The organism is Ruania zhangjianzhongii, from assembly GCF_008000995.1.
Taxonomy (GTDB): Bacteria; Actinomycetota; Actinomycetes; order Actinomycetales; family Beutenbergiaceae; genus Ruania; species Ruania zhangjianzhongii.
Genome location: NZ_CP042828.1, coordinates 4,116,769 through 4,130,379 on the forward strand (window position 1 = coordinate 4,116,769; position 13,611 = coordinate 4,130,379).

Annotated in this window: 15 protein-coding genes; 5 read left to right on the forward strand and 10 right to left on the reverse strand. The window is 69.9% G+C overall.

The genetic code is table 11. The features are described 5' to 3' along the window. Positions 1-43: 43 nt before the first annotated feature. Genes FU260_RS19010 through FU260_RS24495 form a run of 5 tightly spaced genes read right to left on the reverse strand, consistent with a single transcriptional unit; the run spans position 44 to position 3,621 of the window. On the reverse strand, positions 44-673 hold the full coding sequence (locus FU260_RS19010; RefSeq protein WP_147918471.1) for a response regulator transcription factor: 630 nt from the start codon (positions 671-673) through the stop codon (positions 44-46). A gap of 2 nt (positions 674-675) precedes the next feature. Beyond that, a complete protein-coding gene (locus tag FU260_RS19015; RefSeq protein WP_147918472.1) occupies positions 676-1,938 on the reverse strand; it encodes a sensor histidine kinase in 1,263 nt (420 codons plus the stop codon). A 21-nt stretch (positions 1,939-1,959) separates the two neighbouring features. Next, positions 1,960-2,700, reverse strand: a complete 741-nt coding sequence (locus FU260_RS19020) for an ABC transporter permease (protein WP_147918473.1) — start codon at positions 2,698-2,700, stop codon at positions 1,960-1,962. An 11-nt stretch (positions 2,701-2,711) separates the two neighbouring features. After that, entirely contained in the window at positions 2,712-3,083 is a 372-nt protein-coding gene (locus FU260_RS24490; protein ID WP_342355242.1) for an ATP-binding cassette domain-containing protein, read from the reverse strand. Next, on the reverse strand, positions 3,043-3,621 hold the full coding sequence (locus tag FU260_RS24495; protein WP_342355243.1) for an ABC transporter ATP-binding protein: 579 nt from the start codon (positions 3,619-3,621) through the stop codon (positions 3,043-3,045). Before FU260_RS24495 ends, FU260_RS24490 begins: the two co-directional genes overlap by 41 nt. Before the next feature lie 183 nt (positions 3,622-3,804). Between FU260_RS24495 and FU260_RS19030 the strand changes: the two genes are divergently transcribed. Together FU260_RS19030 and FU260_RS19035 are read left to right on the forward strand one after the other, a co-directional pair. Then, the gene (locus FU260_RS19030; RefSeq protein WP_147918474.1) at positions 3,805-4,065 is read left to right on the forward strand and encodes a type II toxin-antitoxin system Phd/YefM family antitoxin; all 261 of its coding nucleotides are present in this window, start codon (positions 3,805-3,807) and stop codon (positions 4,063-4,065) included. Beyond that, positions 4,066-4,320: a Txe/YoeB family addiction module toxin gene (locus FU260_RS19035; protein ID WP_147918475.1), complete on the forward strand. Its 255-nt coding sequence runs from the start codon at positions 4,066-4,068 to the stop codon at positions 4,318-4,320. It begins immediately after the preceding gene. A 58-nt stretch (positions 4,321-4,378) separates the two neighbouring features. Here FU260_RS19035 and FU260_RS19040 read toward each other — a convergent pair whose 3' ends face one another. From FU260_RS19040 to glmS, 4 genes are all read right to left on the reverse strand, one after another. Further along, positions 4,379-5,086, reverse strand: a complete 708-nt coding sequence (locus FU260_RS19040; RefSeq protein WP_147918476.1) for a class I SAM-dependent methyltransferase — start codon at positions 5,084-5,086, stop codon at positions 4,379-4,381. 108 nt (positions 5,087-5,194) lie between these two features. Beyond that, positions 5,195-6,727, reverse strand: coding sequence for an NAD(P)H-hydrate epimerase (locus FU260_RS19045; RefSeq protein WP_147918477.1), 1,533 nt, complete (start codon positions 6,725-6,727; stop codon positions 5,195-5,197). Positions 6,728-6,732: 5 nt separating this feature from the next. Beyond that, entirely contained in the window at positions 6,733-7,083 is a 351-nt protein-coding gene (locus tag FU260_RS19050) for a holo-ACP synthase (protein WP_147918478.1), read from the reverse strand. A 12-nt stretch (positions 7,084-7,095) separates the two neighbouring features. Then, the gene (glmS, locus tag FU260_RS19055) at positions 7,096-8,952 is read right to left on the reverse strand and encodes a glutamine--fructose-6-phosphate transaminase (isomerizing) (RefSeq protein WP_147918479.1); all 1,857 of its coding nucleotides are present in this window, start codon (positions 8,950-8,952) and stop codon (positions 7,096-7,098) included. Between the two features lie 145 nt (positions 8,953-9,097). Here glmS and coaA point away from each other — a divergent pair, with 145 nt between their 5' ends. Then, the gene (gene coaA, locus FU260_RS19060) at positions 9,098-10,078 is read left to right on the forward strand and encodes a type I pantothenate kinase (protein WP_147918480.1); all 981 of its coding nucleotides are present in this window, start codon (positions 9,098-9,100) and stop codon (positions 10,076-10,078) included. A gap of 37 nt (positions 10,079-10,115) precedes the next feature. After that, positions 10,116-11,615: a carboxylesterase/lipase family protein gene (locus FU260_RS19065; RefSeq protein ID WP_147918481.1), complete on the forward strand. Its 1,500-nt coding sequence runs from the start codon at positions 10,116-10,118 to the stop codon at positions 11,613-11,615. A 67-nt stretch (positions 11,616-11,682) separates the two neighbouring features. Here the strand turns inward: FU260_RS19065 and FU260_RS19070 are convergent, their stop codons facing one another. Further along, positions 11,683-12,357, reverse strand: coding sequence for a DedA family protein (locus tag FU260_RS19070; RefSeq protein WP_147918482.1), 675 nt, complete (start codon positions 12,355-12,357; stop codon positions 11,683-11,685). Between the two features lie 373 nt (positions 12,358-12,730). On the opposite strand from FU260_RS19070, the gene FU260_RS19075 reads away from it, so the two are divergent. Beyond that, positions 12,731-13,531, forward strand: coding sequence for an SDR family NAD(P)-dependent oxidoreductase (locus FU260_RS19075; protein ID WP_147918483.1), 801 nt, complete (start codon positions 12,731-12,733; stop codon positions 13,529-13,531). Positions 13,532-13,611: the final 80 nt, after the last annotated feature.

A 13,611-nucleotide genomic window follows, 5' to 3' on the forward strand; every position in this document is an offset into this window, starting at 1 on the left:
AGAGGCCAGCCGCGACGGCGGAGCTCGCCCGGGCGGGGGTGGGTCACCTCGGCGGGCTCAGGTAGCCGCGGGAGAATGCGGCGGCCACGGCGGCGGCACGATCGTTCACCCCGAGCTTGGCGTAGGCGTGCAGCAGGTGGGTCTTGACCGTCGCTTCGCTGATGAACAGCTGCTTGGCCGCCTCCCGGTTCGTGCAACCGCCGGCGACCAGTTCCAGCACCTCCAGCTCGCGGCGGGACAGCGGCTCGGCAGCGGGGCGGCGCATCTGGCCCATCAGCCGGGCCGCCACCCCAGGGGCGAGGATCGCGTTCCCTGCTGCGGCCGCCTCCACCGCCCGGAACAGCTCCTCCTTCGGGGTGTCCTTGAGCAGGTATCCGGTGGCCCCGGCCTCGATCGCGGGCAGCACATCGCTGTCGGTGTCATAGGTGGTCAGCACCAGCACCCGCGCCGGGTTCCCCCGCTTGGCGAGCTCCCGGATCGCCGTGACCCCATCGGTGCGCGGCATGCGCAGGTCCATCAGCACCACGTCGGGGCACAACGACTCGGCAGCGGCGACCGCCGCGCTGCCGTCTGCGGCCTCACCGAGCACCTCGAACCGGCGGTCAGCGCTGAACATCCCGTGCAGTCCGTCCCGCACCACCGGATGATCGTCCACGATCAGCACCGAGATCATCGCTAGCCTCCCACCGGGATCGCCGGCACGGACACCGAGACCGCGGTGCCGGCGCCGGTCTCGGACTCGATCGCCATCTGCCCGGCGAGCCGCTGCGCCCGGCGGCGCATCCCGATCAGGCCGAACCCGCCGTCACCGGTCTGGCCGCTGGGCGTGGCCTGCGGATCGAAACCTACGCCGTCGTCCCGGACATCCAGGGTGACCAGATCGGCCATGTAGGACAGGGTGATCCCCACCCGACCCGCGCGGGCGTGCTTGGCCACGTTGGCCAGGCTCTCCTGGGTGGCACGCAAGAGGGTGACCTCCACCTCGGTGTGCATCGGGCGGGCGTGGCCGGTAGTGGTCAGCTCGGCCTCGATCCCGTGCGCTTGAGACCACCGGCGGGCAACGGAGTCGATCGCCTCCGGCAACAGTGCCTCGGCAAGCAGCGCGGGCTCGACCGCCTGCACCGTGCGGCGGGCCTCGGCCAGGCTCTCCCGGGCCAGGTTCATCGCCTTCCCCAGGTGCGAACGCCCGGCCGGGTCCTGCCCGGACTGCTCCGCGGCCTGCAGCTGGGTGAGGATGCCGGCCAGGCTCTGGGCGAGGGTGTCGTGGATCTCCCGCGCCATCCGCTGCCGTTCGTCGTGCACCCCGGCCTCGCGGGCCTGTACCAACAGCTGGGCGTGCAGCCCGGCGTTCTCCTCGGCCGCCTCCTCCAGCTGCAGGTTCGCCTGGTGCAGAGCGGTAAGCGCCTGCTGCTGCTCCTCAGACCGCGCCAGCCAACGCTGTACCCCGTACAGGGACGCACAGGACAGGACCGCGGTCAGCGTGGCGAGCGCGAGCCAGAGCCACCACTCCTCGGCGTCGATCCTGGGCAGCCCACCCATATACGTCACGGCCATGATCATCGAGGTGAGCGCCGCCCCGACGTACGGCCAGCGGCCGGTCAGCGACTCGAGGGCGTGCACCCAGCCAGTGATCGCGAAGATGCCGTACCAGGGGGCGAGGGCGACCAGCGTGGCTGCGAGCACGATCAGACCGGCGTAATAGCCAGCCATCAGCAGCCGATGGTCCCGGCGGCGCGGATACTGGGTCGCGAACCCGGTCAGCCAGATCGCTGCGGCCGCCGTCAGGGCAAGTACGAGCGGACGGTTCACCGGCATCGGCTCGAACAGGGTGATCAGAGCGCTGATCGCCAGCAGCGCGAACGGGAGCGTCCGGACCAGTGCGGCCTCGCGGCGCTCGGCGGCCTGCGCCCGCTCCCGCAGTTCGGCCTCGATGCTCACCGGCTCGCTCCGCTCACAGCCCTACTCCCACCGGAACGTCCGCGCCGCGAGCCCGCCGGCCACGATCGTCCACGCTGCCAGAACACCGACGTGGAGCACCTGTGGCCATCCACCGGCGGCAGCATCCCCCAATGCTTGCACACCGGCGCCGAGCGGGGTGAAGTCGCTGATGGTCAGCAACACCTCGGGCATCGATTCCCGGGGGATCCAGAGCCCGGCGAAGAACAGCATCGGAAACAACACCAGCAGACCGATCGCCGTCGCCCCAGTTCCGCTCGGCGCCAATGCTGCGGCGAGGAGTCCGAGGCTCAGCGTCGCCAGCGTGGTCAGACCGAACGCGAGCAGGTACCCGAGCAGGTTCTGCGGCACAGCCACCTCGAAGCCGAGCGTCGCGATGGCCAGCACCGCAACCATCGTGACCGCGGCGATCGCCGTACACATCATCAGGTGCGCGCCGAGCAGCACCGAAGGGGTCACCGGAGTGGTCCGCATCCGGCGAAGCACCCCCTTGTCACGGTAGGTGGCCAGCTGAGGCGGAAGGTGGGTGAACGCCACCATCGCGATAGCCATCGCCAGGATGATCGGTGGGTACAGGTCGATGATCCGGAGCCCGCCGAGGTCCGGGTTGGGTTCGTTGAAGGACGGGATCACGCCGAAGACGATGATCAGGATCGGGGGCAGCGCGAAGGTGAAGATCATCGAGATCGGTTCGCGCAGGAACAAGCGAGTCTCGGCGCCGGTCAGGCGAAGCAGGGCGGACATGGCTGGTCTCCTCAGTTCTCGATCGTGCGGCCGGTGAGCGCGACGAACGCGTCATCCAGCGAGGTCTGGTCGACCCGGAGGTCGGCTGCGGTGATCTGGCGCCGGGCGAGCATCGTGGTCACGGCCGCGAGCAGGTCGCTACTACCGGTCACCACGAGCCGGTCGCCACGCTGCTCCACGCTGGTGACCTCCGCCAGCGTGGTCAGCTCGGCGGGCTCCAGCGGCGCCGAGGGCCGGAACGTCAGGCGTTGCTGGTCGCCGGCCTGGGCCACCAGGCCGGCCGGGGTGTCGATGGCCACCACGCGGCCGGAGTCGATCACCGCCAGCCGGTCGCAGAGGCGTTCAGCCTCCGCCATGAAGTGGGTGACCAGCAGGATGGTCACGCCGCGGTCGCGGACCTGCTCGATCAGGTCCCAGGTATCGCGTCGGGCCTGCGGGTCCAGCCCGGTGGTGAGCTCGTCCAGCACCACCACGCGCGGGTTGCCCGAGCATCGCGAGCGCGATCGACAGCCGTTGTTTCTGCCCTCCGGACAGCCCCCGGAACTGGGTGCCGAGCTTGTCCCGCAGCCCCAGGGCCTCGATCAGCTCACGCCAGTCGGCGGGCTCGGGGTAGAACGCGCTGTACAGGCGCATGATCTCGCCCACGCGGAGCTTGTCCGGCAGCTCGCTCTCCTGCAGCTGCACCCCGAGGAGCTGGCGGAGCTCGCGGCTCTCGTCCCGGGGATCGAGCCCGGCCACCCGGGCCGTTCCTCCGTCCGGGCGGCGCAGGCCTTCGATGCACTCCACGGTGGTGGTCTTCCCGGCGCCGTTCGGCCCCAGAATGCCGAAGATCTCCCCCTGCTCGACGGCGAAGCTCACCTTGTTCACGGCAGTGTGGCTGCCGTATCTCTTGACCAGGTCCTGGACCTCGATGATTGCCATGGCTCCAGCCTGTCGCCGGGCCAGTGTGCTGCGGATCGACCGCTCGGTCACGGCAAGGTGGAGGGCCGGTGGAGGCCGGGGTCCACCGATCAGTGGATGCCGGCCAGCGGGCGGGGACCGAGCCCATCCCCTCCGGAGTGGTACCATTAATCGGTACCACTTGACGAGCGAGGGGTCATCGCCGTGTCTATGAGTGCGAGCGAAGCGCGCAAGATGCTCTTTCCGCTCATCGAGCGCGTGAACCAGGATCGTGACGCTGTCGAGATCGTCTCCCGCAAAGGCAGCGCCGTCCTCATCTCGGCGGACGAGTTCGCCGCGTGGCAGGAGACCGCTTACCTGTTTCGGTCACCGGCCAACGCTCGGCGACTGCTCGACGCCTACGAGCGCGCTCGCGCAGGCCGAACCGAGACGCACGACCTTGATCGTACGGACGAGGATGCCTGAGTGCGTCTGGTCTGGGACCCGTCCGCATGGCAGGACTACACGCACTGGCAAGCGGCTGATCGACGGATCCTGAAGCGGATCAACTCACTGATCGACGCTTGCCTGCGCGATCCGTTCGATGGCATCGGCAAGCCGGAGCGGCTCAAGTACGGCGCAGAAGGGGCTTGGTCACGGCGGATCACCGACGAGCACCGGCTCGTCTACCTCGTCGACCGCGATGACCTGGTGATCCTTCAGGCGCGTTACCACTACTGAGCAATGCGGAGACAGTGATCGGTGGAGGCCGGGGATCGAGTGGGAGCCACCGGCGAGATCAGCGATGCATCGTGACCTGATAGCGGTAGGCGGCGTTCGCCGAGTCGGTGGTCGCAGTGTCGTCGATCCGGCAGGTCAGGCCGTGCTCGCTGGCGATCGCGGTGAAGAACTCCCGCGGCAGGAACAGCTGGTCGAGACCGGAGTAGTCGAGGCCTCGCTCCCGCTGTGCCGCCTGCCGCATCGCGAGCGCCTCCTCGCGTCGGGCGAGGTCGTTGACGTCGAAGATCCCGATCGACCGGGTCGCCTTGGCGATCATCAGTTCGGTGACGGTCCGGGCGTACTCGGCGGACTCGAAGTAGAGGAACACGCCGTTGCTGAGCACGACGTCGTAACGAGGTTCGGCCTCGATCCCGGCCGCATCGGCGTGCACCAGATCGCCGGACGACGGCAGCGCCGCGCGCGCGTGCTCGACCAGAGGTGCGGCGAAGTCGGCGCCACCGACGCGCGCGCACTGATCGTGCAGCCAGTACAGCAGCGCCCCGCCGCCGCAGCCGACCTCGTAGACGGAGTCATCAGCACCGATCGAGAGGCTGTCGCGCACATACCGGAAGTGGCGCTCGTAGGCGCTCAGCGCCCCTGCGGCGGTGGGCGAGGTGTAGCCGCCCAGCTCCATCAGCACTCCGAGAGTGCTCGCATCGGGAGCGCGCTGAGGCTGCACGGCGGCGCCTTTCGCGCTCCAGACCTGCTGCCATCTGACGTTGACCACGACTCTCCCAGCGTGTTCTCCGTGCGAGGTCCACACTAGCGCGGCACGAGTCGCTCGTGGCCGATTGCGAGTCCCGGTATGAGCCGCTGGTGGCCGAGGAGCCCGGCACTACCGTCGCGGGCAGCGCTGCAGGATGTCGGCGATCGTCGCCGGGATCGCGTCGAGCAGGTGGTGGGCGCCGATCGGGCCGCCGGCTCCGGCCAGCCGGGCGGCCTGGCCGTGCACCAGGGCGGCTGCGGCAGCGACCCGGCCGAGCGGGGCGCTCGAGGTGGCGGCCAGCGCCCCGAGCACTCCGGCGAGGACGTCCCCGGATCCTGCTGTGGCCAGCCACGGTGAGCCGTCCGCCTGGCTGAACACTGCGCCGTCGGGCTGGGCGATCACGGTGACCGGACCCTTGACCAGCACGACAGACTCGGTGAGCTCAGCGGCACGGACGGCCCAGGCGGCCGGATCTGCCTCGACCGCGGTCCGGTCCACGCGCTCGCCGTAGGCGGTGAGCAGGGTGGCGAGCTCACCGGCGTGCGGGGTGAGGATGCTGCGGGTGGCGCGCAGCAAGTCCTGCCGGCCCGGGAGAAGCTGGAAGGCGCCGGCGTCCCAGACCACGACCGGAGGCTGGTCCTGCGGGGCGTGCTCGATGGCCGCGACCACCGCGCCGGCCAGGTTGGCGACCGGCTCCTCGCCGGCAATACCCGGGCCGATCACCAGGGCCTGTACCCGGCCAGCGGCGGTGACCACCTCGGGGAAGTGGTCCAGCACGCGGCTGGCCACCTCGGGGGCGCCCAGGTAACGGACCATGCCGCAGCCGGTGGCGGTGGCGGCACCGGTGGTGAGCACACCGGCGCCGGGATAGTCCGGGGAGCCGGCAACCACGCCGAGCACGCCGCGGGTGTACTTGTGGTCAGCGGGCCGGGGCACCGGCCAGTCGGCGGCCACGTCCGCGCTGTCCAGCCGGGTGACGGCGGCCGGTTGCGCGGCGAAGTCCTGTTCCAGTCCGAGCGGGGCGAGGTGCAGCGTGCCCACCTGGAGTGCGGCCGGTGGCAGCAGCAGCCCGGCCTTGACCCCGCCCATCGTCACCGTGTGGTCGGCGGTCAGGAGCGGCCCGTCCAGGCGGCCGGTGCCGGCGTCGATACCGCTCGGGGTGTCCACGGCGACCACGGTCGGAGAGCCCTCCTGGCGGAGCTCGGTCAGCGCGGTGACCAGGGCGGCGGTCTGGCCGCGCAGCCCGCCGCGGATGCCGATACCGGCGAGAGCGTCCACCCACACGTGCGCGCGCCGGGCAGCGTCCCGCCAGCCGGGGGCGGCGAGCTGCTCCTCGGTGGTCACCGGGAGCAGCTGGACGTGGGCGCAGCGCGCGCGGTCCAGCCCGCCGGGGTGCACGTCCTCGCGGGCGAGCAGTGCGGTGACGGCGGCCCCGCGGCGGGCCAGGTCGGCGGCAGCGTGCAGCCCGTCGCCCCCATTGTTGCCGCCGCCGACGAGCACCAGCACGCGTGCGGCGCGGGCCTTCCGGCCGTCCACGGTGAGGACTTCGCGCACGGTGTCAGCCACCGCCTGGGCGGCCCAGCGCATCAGCGGACGGCCGGCCGCGAGCGCTGCGGCCTCGGCGCCGCGAACGGCGTCGGCATCGTAACCGTGGGCGGTCATCGCGGTCAGCCTTCAGCGATCGCGACCGCGGAGGCGATCCCGGCATCATGGGAGATGGACAGGTGCCAGCTACGCACCCCGGCCGAGGCTGCTGCGGCCTGCACGGTGCCGGTCAGCTCCACCACCGGTGGCCCACCGGCCACCCGCCGGACGGTTGCGTCCTGCCAGCGCAGGCCGGCCGGGGCACCGAGGGCTTTGGCGATCGCCTCCTTGGCGGCGAACCGAGCGGCTAGGGAGGCGGGTGGCAGCTCGCGCTCCGGTGTGGTGAACAGCCGCTCGCGCAGGCCGGGAGCGCGCTCCAAGGTGGACACGAACCGGTCCACGTCCACCACATCGATGCCGACTCCGACAATCATGCGATCACGCGGCTATTCGACGGTGACGGACTTGGCGAGGTTGCGCGGCTGGTCTACGTCCAGGCCCTTCGCCCCGGCGAGCGCGCACGCGAAGATCTGCAGCGGTACCACGGTCACCAGCGGCATCATCAGCGTGGGCGTGCGGGGCACCCGGAACACGACCTCGGCGAACTCGTTCACCGAATCGTCCCCCTCTTCGGCGATCACGAGCGTCCGAGCACCGCGGGCGCGCACTTCCTGGATATTCGAGACCACCTTGTTGTGCAAGGTGGGCCGCCGCGGGGTCGGCACGATCACGAAGACCGCCCGACCAGGCTCGATCAGCGCGATCGGGCCATGCTTGAGCTCCCCGGCGGCGAACCCCTCGGCGTGGATATAGGCGAGCTCCTTGAGCTTCAGTGCACCTTCCAGCGCGACCGGGTAGCCGACGTGCCGGCCCAGGAACAGCACCGTCGGGGTGTCCTTCATCTCCTCGGCGACGGCGACGACCTCCTCCTCGGCGTCCAGGATCTGCTGGATCTTGCCGGGAAGCTGGGCCAGCTCGTCGAGGTAGCCGGACACTTCGTCCACGTACTTGTAGCCGCGCAGCTGAGCCAGGTAGAGGCCGAGCAGGTAGCAGGCGGTGATCTGGGCGAGGAACGCCTTCGTGGAGGCGACAGCGACCTCGGGGCCGGCGTGGGTGTAGAGCACCGCATCCGATTCCCGGGCGATCGTGGAGCCATGGGTGTTCACGATGGCGAGGACCTTCGCCCCCTGCTCCCGGGCGTGCCGGATCGCCATGATGGTGTCCATCGTCTCCCCGGACTGGGAGATCGCCACCACCAGGGTCTTCTCACCGACCACCGGGTCGCGGTAGCGGAACTCGTGTGCGAGCTCGACCTCGACCGGGATACGGCACCAGTGCTCGACGGCGTACTTGGCCACGTGCCCCGCATAGGCGGCGGTCCCGCAGGCGACGACGATGATCTTGTCGATGCCCCGCAGTACCGACTCGTCCACGCGCAGCTCGTCGAGGACCAGGTTGCCGGCTTCGTCGTGCCGGCCGAGCAGAGTGTCGGCAACCGCTTTGGGCTGGTCGTGGATCTCCTTGGCCATGAAGGTGTCGTAGCCACCCTTGACGGCGGCGTCGGCGTTCCAGTCCACGGTGTACCGGCGGCCCTCGACCGGCTCGCCGTCGGCGTCGACGACGCGCACGTCGTCCGCGGTGATCGTCACCACCTGGTCCTGGCCGATCTCCAGTGCTTCCCGAGTGCCGGAGATGAACGCCGCGACGTCCGAGCCGAGGAAGTTCTCCCCCTCGCCCAGGCCGATCACCAGGGGTGAGTTACGGCGGGCTCCGACCACGGTGCCGGGCTGATCGGCGTGCAGCGCCAGCAGCGTGAAGGCGCCCTCGAGCCGGCGGGTGGTGGCGAGCATCGCCGCGGTCAGGTCGCCGGCTTCGGCGTAGTCACGGGCGAGCAGGTGGGCGACCACCTCGGTGTCCGTCTCGGAGACGAGCGTCACCCCCGCCTGGGCCAGCTCGGCCCTGAGCGCGTGGAAGTTCTCGATGATGCCGTTGTGGATCACGGCCAGACGGCCGCCGTCGGCCAGGTGCGGGTGGGCGTTGATATCGGTCGGCCCACCGTGGGTGGCCCACCGGGTGTGCCCGATCGCTGCCGTGCCCTCGGGGATCGGGTGCGCCTCCAGCTCAGCCACCAGGTTGGCGAGCTTTCCCGCCTTCTTCGCCGAGGCGAGTCCCTCAGGTGTGGCGACGGCGACTCCCGCGGAGTCGTACCCGCGGTACTCGAGCCTGCTCAGCCCTTCCATCACGACCTCGAGGGGCCGCGGCCCGGGCTCTGCTGGCCCGACGTATCCGACGATTCCGCACATGGTGCCCAGCGTAACCGGCGGGGCTGCCCCTCGTCCGCGCACGGCCGGCTCGGCGGCCAGGCGCGGGGAGCGCACCCGCCGCCCCGCTCGAGGTGGAAGAGTAGTCCCCGTGCTTCCTTCCGATGCTGCATCCTCTGACCGGGCCATGACCGGTAGTTCCAGCGACCCGGCGCGACCACTGGAGCTCGTCTCAGCGGTCAGCCCGTTCATCGAGTTCGACCGGGACGCCTGGAGCCGGCTGTCCGCCTCCACTCCGCTGCCGCTGACTGCGGAGGACGTGGAGAACCTGCGCGGTCTGGGGGACCCGATCGACCTGGCCGAGGTGGACACTGGCTACCGGCCGCTCTCGCGTCTGCTCACCCTGTACGTCGCGGCGTCGCAGCGGCTCCGGGCGACGACGGCCACGTTCCTGTCCGAACGGGCCCACCGCACACCGTTCGTGATCGGCGTGGCCGGCTCGGTGGCGGTGGGCAAATCCACTGCTGCGCGGGTGCTGCGGGAGATGCTTCGCCGCTGGCCGGAGACCCCCCGGGTGGAGCTGGTCACCACGGACGGCTTCCTGTACCCGAACGCGGAGCTGCAGCGGCGTGGGCTGATGGAGCGCAAGGGGTTCCCGGAGTCCTACGACCGGCGAGCGCTGCTGGACTTCCTCACCCAGGTCAAGTCCGGGGCCGAGGTAGCGACCGCCCCGGTGTACTCCCACCTGACCTACGACATCGTGCCGGATCGGCGGATCGAGGTGCACAGCCCAGAGGTGCTGATCGTGGAGGGGCTGAACGTTCTCGCGCCGGCGCGAGTGAGTGCCCTGGGCGAGCCCACCCTGGCGGTCAGTGACTTCTTCGACTTCAGCATCTATATCGACGCCGCTACCGAGCATGTGCGGCAGTGGTACATCGACCGGTTCCTCGACCTGCGGCAGACGGCGTTCGCCGACGAGCGCTCCTACTTTCACCGGTACGCCAGCCTGGACGACGACGAGGCCAGGGCGAAGGCGAGCCAGATCTGGGGCTCGATCAACGAACCGAACCTGGTGGAGAACGTGCTGCCCACCCGCGGCCGAGCCACACTGGTGCTGCGCAAGGAGTCCGACCACCGGCTCAGCCGATTCCTGCTCCGGAAGATCTGAGTTCGATGAACACCTCGGGGCCAGAGAGGGGCACGCGATGAGCGAGACCGTAGTGGCCATGACCGCCAGCGGCCGGGTGCGCGGCGAGCAGCGCGAGCGTTCCCTCGCGTTCCGCGGGATCCCCTACGCCGCCCCGCCGGTGGGTGAGCTGCGGTTCGCCGCACCGGCACCACATCCAGGGTGGGTCGGAGTCCGCGATGCGCTGGCGAACGGGCCGACACCGAGCCTCGGCCCGACGACGGATACCTATTCGATCCCGGAGCCGGTGGTGCCGGGGGACGAGGTGCTAAACCTCAATATCTTCACCCCCACGCTCGAGGCGGGTGCCCGGCTGCCGGTATACGTGTGGATCCACGGTGGTGGTTTCGTGGGCGGCTCGCCCGGTGGGGCATGGTTCGACGGCGACGAGTTCGCCCGCCGAGGTGTGGTCACCGTGGTGATCACCTACCGGTTGGGCTTCGAGGGGTACGGGGACATCCCCGGCGCACCGGGCAACCGGGCGCTGCGGGACGCGATCGCCGCGCTGGAGTGGGTGGCGGAGAACATCGCCCACTTCGGCGGCGACTCCGGCCAGGTGACCGTCGGTGGGCAGAGCGCCGGGGGCAGTGCGGTGCTGGCGCTGCTGGTCTCCCCCGCCGCCCGTGGCCTGTTTCGCCGTGCGGTGTGCCACTCCGGGCCGTTACCGGACATCCCGCAGGCACGGGCGGAGCGGGTGGGGGTGGAGATGGCCCGGGGCGCTGGACTTCCCGAGCATGATCTGGACTCCTGGCAGCAGGTGCCTCGCGAACACGTGGTCGCCACCGAGCGGGCGCGGGCCGGTGCCGACCTGCTCTCCGCGGTGCGGGACCTGCACCAGGTGCTGAGTGGCCGGGACCCGATCACCGATTTCGGTCCGGTGATCGATGGTGACCTACTGCCCGAGGATCCGGTGACGGCGATCGGCTCCGGCGAGAGTGGGCAGGTGCCGCTGCTGCTGGGAGTGACCAGCCACGAGTTCAACCGGGTCACCGCGGTGGTGGAACGTTTCCTCGCCTCGGGGGTGTCCGCTGCGGTGCTGATGGGGCTCGGGGTGCCACCGGTCCTGGCCCGCGCCTACCCGCGTGCCTATCCGGACTTCTCTCCCGCGGAGCTGCTCGGCCAGGCGGTGACCGACCGGGTGTTCCGTATCCCCGCCGTGCGGGTGGCACTCGCGCGCGCCGAGGTGCAGGCCCCTACGTGGCTGTGGGACTTCCGCTGGCGGTCACCGGTGACCGACCGGGCGTTGCATTGCGTGGACCTGCCGTTCGCCTGGCACCGCCTGGGAGTGGACCGGGTAGCGAGGATTGCTGGGGAGGACCCGCCAGCGGGGCTCGCTGAGGAGTTCCACGGGGCGGTGGTGGAGTTCATCACGGGCGGTGGTGTGGACTGGCCGAGGGTCACCGTGCAGGAGCCGGCGGCGAGAGTCTGGGACACACACTCGTGGGTGGGCCGGGACCCGTTCCGGTTCGAGCGAATCGCGCTGGAGCAGCTGGGCCTGGCACGCACCGCCTCGGACTGAGACCCGCCGGCCCCAGGCACTCAGGCTTCGCAGCTGCGAGCTCCAGGTGCTGCCTGCAGGCCGAGGCTCAGGGAGTGTGCTCCAGCTCCTCGTCTGCATCCTTGAGGGAGAAGTCGGGCTGCATGGTCTCCTCCGGGGTCAGGCCCTTGCGGCCCAGGACGCGGCGGACGATGAAGTCGACGACGAAGCCGATCGCCACCCCGAGCACCACACCGACGAGCACACCGATGAGCGGGTGCTCGTGCAGGAACGCACCGGCGCTCACGCCGAGGAGCACCGAGTAGCCGGCCCACATCACCGCGGCGATCCCGGTCACGTAAACGAACCGCCGGTAGGGGTAGCCCACGGCGCCAGCGGTCATGTTCACCGCGACGCGGCCAACCGGGACGTACCGGGCAGCAAGAATGAACACCGCACCCCGACGTGCGAGCGCATGCTCGGCCCACGCCAGGGTTTTCTGCCCTCGCCTGCTGCGGAAGATCCGGAACCGGTGGATGGGGAGCTTGGTACCGATCAGGTAGGCGATGTTGTCCCCCACGAAGGCACCGAGTGCTGCCACCAGCGCGATCCAGAGGATGTTCGGCGCTTCACCGCTGATCGACAGGCTGGTGAGCGCGATGACCAGGGACTCGCTGGGAATCGGAGGGAAGAAGCCGTCGATGACGCAGCAGGCGAAGAGCACCACGAGCACCCATGGCGACGCCGCCATGGCCAGAACGGTCTCTACTGCAGTTTCGAACACGTGCACTCCTCGCGTCGGATCCCAGTCTCCCACGCTAGAGACTCAGGTTCTCATCCGGAATCGGGGATCGCCCTGATCCTCCCCTGAGCCCGCACGGCCCGCGCACGGCGTGGGCACGACATCATCACCGTCCCTCTGAGTTCGGTCATGTCGTTAGTGCCTTGGATCGCGGACCTGAGGGCGTCGATGATCCGGAATCGGGACCCCTCCGCGGTGGAACGGCCCCGCCACCGTCCGTCGCGAGGAATATCTACCCCGTCCCCAGCCGTTCCATGGGTAGGTGTAGCCGAGATCTGTGCTCACCACACATGCTCCAGCCGCACCACTGCCTGGTGCTGCACGAGGCACCTTCGACACGCTGTAAGGAGAGAAGTTGTCACGGTTAGACGGAAAGATCGCCCTGGTCACCGGTGGAGCCAGCGGGATGGGTGTCACCCATGTTCGCCTGCTCGCCGCGGAGGGCGCCAAGGTGATGATCGCCGACATCGACCGAGAGGGCGGCGAGAAGCTCGCTGCGGAGTTCGGTGCCGAGGTCGCCTTCACCCACCTCGACGTCACCTCCGAGGAGTCCTGGAAGGCCGCCGTCGCGGCGACGAGGGAGCAGTTCGGCACCGTCACCGTCCTGGTGAACAACGCCGGGATCTCCGGGGGCGCGGGGGTCACCGCCGACATGGACCTCAACACCTACTACCGCACGATCGACGTCGACCAGCACGGCACGATGCTGGGGATGCGCGCCACCATCCCGGCTATGGTCGAGGCTGGCGGCGGATCGATCGTCAATATCTCCTCTCTGGCCGGGATGACCGCAGCGGTTGGCTTCCCGAACATCGCCTATGTCGCGGCCAAGTTCGCGGTCCGCGGCATGACCAAGGCCGCCGCGATGGAGTACGCCGCGCAGAACGTCCGGGTCAACTCGGTGCACCCCGGTACCGTCACGACCCCGCTGACTGAGGACATGCTGACCCAGTACGGTGAGGAGTTCCGCCGTTCCTACACCGACAAGATCCCGATGAAGCGCCTGGCGACGCCGGAGGAGATCTCCCACGCGGTGGTGTTCCTGGCCTCCGATGAATCCGGCTACATGACCGGAACAGAGATCGTGATCGACGGCGGCCAGCTGGCCGAGCAACTAGCCCGACCGGCTCTCCCCACCGCGAAACGCCCTTCTTGAGCGGGGCGATACCGACCGCATAGGTCGTACCCTCGTTCGAGCAGGGCGTTCTCGTGTGCCTGGACTGGCTTCTGAGCCCT